The sequence below is a fragment of the Nonomuraea maheshkhaliensis genome, from assembly GCF_039529435.1.
GTDB classification, from domain to species: domain Bacteria; phylum Actinomycetota; class Actinomycetes; order Streptosporangiales; family Streptosporangiaceae; genus Nonomuraea; species Nonomuraea maheshkhaliensis.
The window spans coordinates 1-5,486 of sequence record NZ_BAAAMU010000249.1 but is presented as its reverse complement, the minus strand read 5'-3'; the positions used below and the strand labels follow the sequence as shown (position 1 = coordinate 5,486).

The 5,486-nt window shown below is 69.0% G+C and carries 5 protein-coding genes and 1 pseudogene; 4 read left to right on the top strand and 2 right to left on the bottom strand.

Annotated elements, in window-relative coordinates; all coding sequences use genetic code 11:
- A pseudogene (locus ABFX54_RS55725) lies at nucleotides 1-554 on the top strand (DUF6297 family protein); the annotation flags it as partial.
- On the opposite strand, the gene ABFX54_RS55720 reads toward ABFX54_RS55725, so the two are convergent.
- Complete coding sequence (locus ABFX54_RS55720; protein WP_346115455.1) at nucleotides 542-1,009, bottom strand: GNAT family N-acetyltransferase; 468 nt, start codon at nucleotides 1,007-1,009, stop codon at nucleotides 542-544. The pseudogene ABFX54_RS55725 and the gene ABFX54_RS55720 overlap by 13 nt on opposite strands.
- A 121-nt stretch (nucleotides 1,010-1,130) precedes the next feature.
- On the bottom strand, nucleotides 1,131-2,963 hold the full coding sequence (lepA, locus tag ABFX54_RS55715) for a translation elongation factor 4 (RefSeq protein WP_346115454.1): 1,833 nt from the start codon (nucleotides 2,961-2,963) through the stop codon (nucleotides 1,131-1,133).
- A 56-nt stretch (nucleotides 2,964-3,019) separates the two neighbouring features.
- On the opposite strand from lepA, the gene ABFX54_RS55710 reads away from it, so the two are divergent.
- The 3 genes from ABFX54_RS55710 to ABFX54_RS55700 all read left to right on the top strand — a co-directional run.
- Nucleotides 3,020-4,018, top strand: a complete 999-nt coding sequence (locus ABFX54_RS55710) for a glycoside hydrolase family 18 protein (protein WP_346115453.1) — start codon at nucleotides 3,020-3,022, stop codon at nucleotides 4,016-4,018.
- Nucleotides 4,019-4,127: 109 nt separating this feature from the next.
- Complete coding sequence (gene rpsT, locus ABFX54_RS55705) at nucleotides 4,128-4,397, top strand: 30S ribosomal protein S20 (RefSeq protein WP_346115452.1); 270 nt, start codon at nucleotides 4,128-4,130, stop codon at nucleotides 4,395-4,397.
- A gap of 192 nt (nucleotides 4,398-4,589) precedes the next feature.
- Nucleotides 4,590-5,486: hypothetical protein (locus ABFX54_RS55700; RefSeq protein WP_346115451.1), on the top strand; the 897-nt coding region annotated here is incomplete at its 3' end.

Below are 5,486 nucleotides of genomic sequence, written 5' to 3'. Positions count from 1 at the left end.
CGCTGGCCGCGGCGTCGATGGGTACGTCGGGCGCCCGCAGGGACGCCGACAACCCGGCCCTGGCCCGGCTCATCGGCGTGGGCCGACGCCCCGCGCTGGCGGCCCGCGCGATCCTGCCCGCCCTGCTGGGCGGCGTCTGGGCGGCCACCGCCCTCACCGCCCTGACCCTGACCACGCCCAGCACACTTTCCGCCCTGCCCGAGGCGGTAACCGCGGCTACGACAGCGACGGGCACAGCGATGATGGCCGGTGCTGGCTGGTGGGCGCTGGGGCTGCCGGGTGGCCTGGCCCTGGCCGCCGCCGCGCTGCGGATGGCCAGGCGCGCCCCGGTAGACCACTCGATGCCGATCATCGACACCCCGGGCGGCTCCATCCCGACGGGCCCGCTGATCTGGGCGGCCACCGGCCCCGACCTGGCCCTGCTCGGCTGCATCCCCACCGCGATGGCGCTGCTCACGCAGCCGGCCGCACTGGCACCGTTCATCGCGGCTCAGGCGATCATGGGAGTGGTGGTACTCGCGGGATACGTGTGGCGGACGGGTCAGGTGACGTAGACGTCGCTGGGCACGCCTCCGTACGGGATCGTCCGGTCCTTCTTCATGCCGATCCGCTCGGCCACCCGGTGCGAGGGCAGGTTGATGTCCCTGATCACCGCCACGACCTTCCCCAGCCCCGCGCCGACGTCGAGGGCGGCCCTGGCCAGCTCGGCCGCGTACCCGTGGCCCCAGGCGTCGGGGCGGAAGCGGTAGTACAGGTTGAGCACCTCGCGCCCGTCCAGGATCGCGCGGCGCAGCCCGCCGAACCCGAGCACGAGCGGCTCGTCCACCGGCCGGGCCGCCCAGTAGCCGATCCCCCGCTCCTCCCAGTCGGCCAGCCACAGATCGAGCATGGCGCGGCTGGACTCCAGGTCGGTCACGGGGCCGCTCGGGTGGTAGACGCTCGTACGCGGGTCGGCGTGGATCTCATGGACGGCGTCGAGGTCATCGGCCGTGACCCGAGATAGGACCATACGACCCGTATGTACCACTTCCATGCTTTCAGCGTAGCCGCCACCGTCGCCAGGCGATCGGACGAAGACATCACGAAAGGCCCCCGGCGAACGACGCCGGAGGCCCTCGGAGCGCGGAAGACTACTTCTTGGCCTTGTCGGCGGCGCTGGAGTCGGTGGACAGCGCGGCGACGAAGGCCTCCTGGGGCACCTCGACCCGGCCGACCATCTTCATCCGCTTCTTGCCTTCCTTCTGCTTCTCCAGCAGTTTGCGCTTACGCGAGATGTCACCGCCGTAACACTTGGCCAGGACGTCCTTGCGGATGGCCCTGATGTTCTCGCGGGCGATCACCCTGGCCCCGATGGCGGCCTGGATGGGCACCTCGAACTGCTGCCGCGGGATCAGCTCGCGCAGCTTCTTGGCCATGTCGACGCCGTAGCCGTACGCCTTGTCCTTGTGCACGATCGCGCTGAAGGCGTCGACCGCCTCGCCCTGCAGCAGGATGTCGACCTTGACCAGGTCGGCCTCCTGCTCGCCCGCGGGCTCGTAGTCGAGCGAGGCGTAGCCGCGGGTGCGCGACTTGAGCTGGTCGAAGAAGTCGAAGATGATCTCGCCCAGCGGCAGCGTGTAGCGGATCTCGACCCGGTCTTCGGACAGGTAGTCCATGCCGAGGAGCTGGCCGCGCCGCCCCTGGCAGATCTCCATGATCGCGCCGATGAACTCGGCCGGCGCCAGGATCGTGGACTTGGTGACCGGCTCGAAGACCTGCGCGATCTTGCCGCCGGTGGGGAACTCCGACGGGTTGGTGACGGTGAGCTCCTTGCCGTCCTCCATGACCACGCGGTAGACCACGTTGGGCGCGGTGGAGATCAGCGACAGCCCGAACTCCCGCTCCAGCCGCTCGCGCACGATCTCCATGTGCAGCAGCCCGAGGAAGCCGACGCGGAAGCCGAACCCGAGCGCCGCCGAGGTCTCCGGCTCGTAGACCAGCGCGGCGTCGTTGAGCTGGAGCTTGTCGAGCGCCTCGCGCAGCTCGGGATATTCGTCGCCGTCGATCGGGTAGAGGCCGGAGAAGACCATCGGCTTGGGGTGCTCGTAGCCCGCCAGCATGTCCTTGGCCGGCTTGGCCGCCGAGGTGACGGTGTCGCCGACCCGCGACTGGCGCACGTCCTTCACGCCGGTGATCAGGTAGCCCACCTCGCCCACGCCCAGGCCCAGGTCGGCGACCTTGGGCTCCGGCGAGATGACGCCGATCTCCAGCGTCTCGTGGGTGGCGTTGGTGGACATCATCAGGATGCGCTCGCGCTTGCCCAGGTGACCGTCGACCACGCGGACGTAGGTGACCACGCCGCGGTAGGTGTCGTAGACGGAGTCGAAGATCAGCGCCCGGGCGGCCGAGTCGGCGACCCCGATGGGCGCGGGCACGGTCTGCACGACGTGGTCGAGCAGCTCGCGCACGCCCACGCCGGTCTTGCCCGACACCTTGAGCACGTCGGACGGGTCGCAGCCGATCAGCCCCGCGAGCTCCTCGGCGAACTTCTCCGGCTGCGCGGCGGGCAGGTCGATCTTGTTGAGCACGGGGATGATGTGCAGGTCGGCGTTCATGGCCAGGTAGAGGTTGGCCAGCGTCTGCGCCTCGATGCCCTGGGCCGCGTCGACCAGCAGGATCGCGCCCTCGCACGCCTGCAGCGACCTGGACACCTCGTAGGTGAAGTCGACGTGCCCCGGGGTGTCGATCATGTTGAGCACGTGGCCGTCCCACGGCAGCCGCACGGCCTGCGACTTGATCGTGATGCCCCGTTCGCGCTCGATGTCCATCCTGTCGAGGTATTGGGCACGCATGGAACGGTCGTCGACCACGCCGGTGATCTGCAGCATGCGGTCGGCAAGCGTCGACTTGCCATGGTCGATGTGCGCGATGATGCAGAAGTTGCGGATCAACGCGGGGTCGGTCTGGCCAGGCTGAGTGCGCACCGAAGTCCGTTTCGACAGGGTTGAGGTCGAGCAGTCTTTTATGGTGACATGCCCGGGTGATAGCCCGGACCGTCATCCGCCGCGGCCTGCGCCTGATCGCGCCGGCCGTGGCCGTCGTGGTCGCGCTGGCCGGCCTCCTCGCCGTGGCGCTCCGGCTCCAGTTTACCGGTGCCCCGGCGGCCTGGGCGAAGAGCACGGGCAACGACGCACTCTGGCTGGGCCACGCGTGGGTCGACGGCCGCCGCACGGAGCGCGACGTGGAGCTGCTCGCGGTACGGCTGCGCGCCACGGGCATCAAGGACGTGTACGTGCACTCCGGCCCGTTCGAGGCCGACGGCCGCTTAGATCCCGCTAAATACCCCAACGCCGGAAATTTCATCTCTTGGATGCGTGAGCAACTGCCCGGCATCCGCATCTCCGCCTGGCTCGGCCAGACCGTCGACGCCGGCCTCGACGACGACCTGGACCTCGACGACCCGAAGTCCCGCGAGAACGTCCTGACCGGCGTGGCCGCCATCATGAAGACCGGATACGACGGCATCCACTACAACTTCGAGCCGATCGGCGACGCGGACACGGAGTTCCTCGACCTGCTCGACCGCACCAGGCGGCACACGAGGCTCCTGTCCACCTCCACCCCGCAGATCGAGCCGTACCAGGGAATGCGCCTGACGGCCAGAGCCGTGCTGGGTCATGACAAGTACTGGTCTCAGGGATATTTCCGTAAAGTCGTGAACCGGGTGGATCAAGTGGCCGTCATGACGTACGACTCCTACACCCCGCTCCAGTCGCTCTACGGCGGCCACGTGGCCCGCCAGGCACGCCTCGCCCTGGACCTGGTGCCCGCCGAGAAGTCCCTGCTCATCGGCGCCCCCGCCTACCACGATCACGGAGTAGCATGGCTGGACGCGGCCGAGAGCGTCGAGATGGCGGCGGAGGGCGCCAGGCTGGCGCTCTCCGACCACGGCCGTCGCGAGCGCTTCGGCCTGGCCCTCTACGTGGACTTCGCGGCCACGGAAAGAGATTGGCACGAGTACATGACACGATGGCGTTGATTTGAGCAGCGGCCTGGGTTATTGGTAGCCTGGGCAACTGCGTGTGGCGCGCCCTCTCTCGAGCCCGCGCGCCCCGTCCAATCACTTCAGACTTCACCGAGGCTTCTTCGTGGCGAACATCAAGTCCCAGATCAAGCGCAACAAGCAGAACGAGAAGGCTCGTCTGCGCAACAAGGCAGTCAAGTCCTCGCTGAAGACTGCCGTCCGCAAGTTCCGCGAGGCCGCCGAGCAGGGCGACGTCGAGCAGGCCACGGCCCTTCAGCGGGTCGCCGCCCGTCAGCTCGACAAGGCCGTCAGCAAGGGCGTCATCCACAAGAACCAGGCCGCCAACCGCAAGTCCGCGATCGCCAAGCAGGCCGCGGCCCTGGCCGCCAAGTAAGCGCGACCGGTACAGCAACGCCGCACTCCACGAAGGAGTGCGGCGTTCTTGTTTTTCCGGCCGGTTTCGTCAGCACTTTGTCACGGTTTCGATATCACACTGCCGTATCGGGTGAGTCACCGTTGCAGAGATCGCCTTGCCCCTCGCTCCGCGCGTGCTCGAAGGTGCACTAAACGGGGTTAAGGGGGACATATGCGGGGGCCGCTCGTCGTCAAACGGGCGTTCAGTGAGCCGTTGCTTCTCCTGGCCGCGTTCGGGTCGATCCTGCTCGCCACCACCACGCTGGTGGCGCTGACCATGTACGCCTCCTCCATCGCCGAAGCGGGCGTCCGCCGGACGATGGAGACGGCCTCGTACGAGCAGACCGCCGTCACCGTCAGCGCCTCCGTGACCGCGGAGACGTTCCCGAAGGACGACGTGTCCATCCGCGCCGAGCTCGCCAAGGCGTATCCCAGCACGCCCGCCGTCACCACCAGTCTGCGCTCCGACTCGTACACCATGCCCGGCCAGGAGGACAGGAAGCTGCCCGAGCTGCTGCGGTTCGGCAGCTACGACGGCCTCGACCGGCAAGCCAGGCTGGTCTCCGGCGCCTGGCCCGAGCCCGCGGCCGCAGAGGACGAACCGGTCGAAGCGGTGATCTCGCTGCCTGCGGCCACCGCCACCGGGTTCGAGACGGGGCGCGAGTACACCGTGCGGGGGCGGCTCGACCCGCGTCCGGTCAAGGTCCGCGTGGTCGGCGTCTTCCAGCTCGACGACCCGTTCGGCGCACGGTGGGCGGGCGAGCAACTGCTCAGCACGGGCGTCGAGCGCCGCGACTTCACCACGTACGGGCCGCTGATGGTCGCGCGTGAGACGTTCGTCGGCCGGTTCGCCACCAGCGTCAACGCGACCTGGACCGCCGTGCCCGACCTGCGCGCCATCACGCCGGAACGGCTGCGCCCGCTGGCCGGCGCCGTCGCCGAACTGGGCGACCGGCTCAAGGCCGCCGGGTGCACCGGCTGCGAGACGGCCAGCCGGCTGCCCGAGATGCTCGCCCAGCTCGGCACCGCCTCGCTGGTGGCCCGCTCGACCATGCTGATCCCGGTGCTG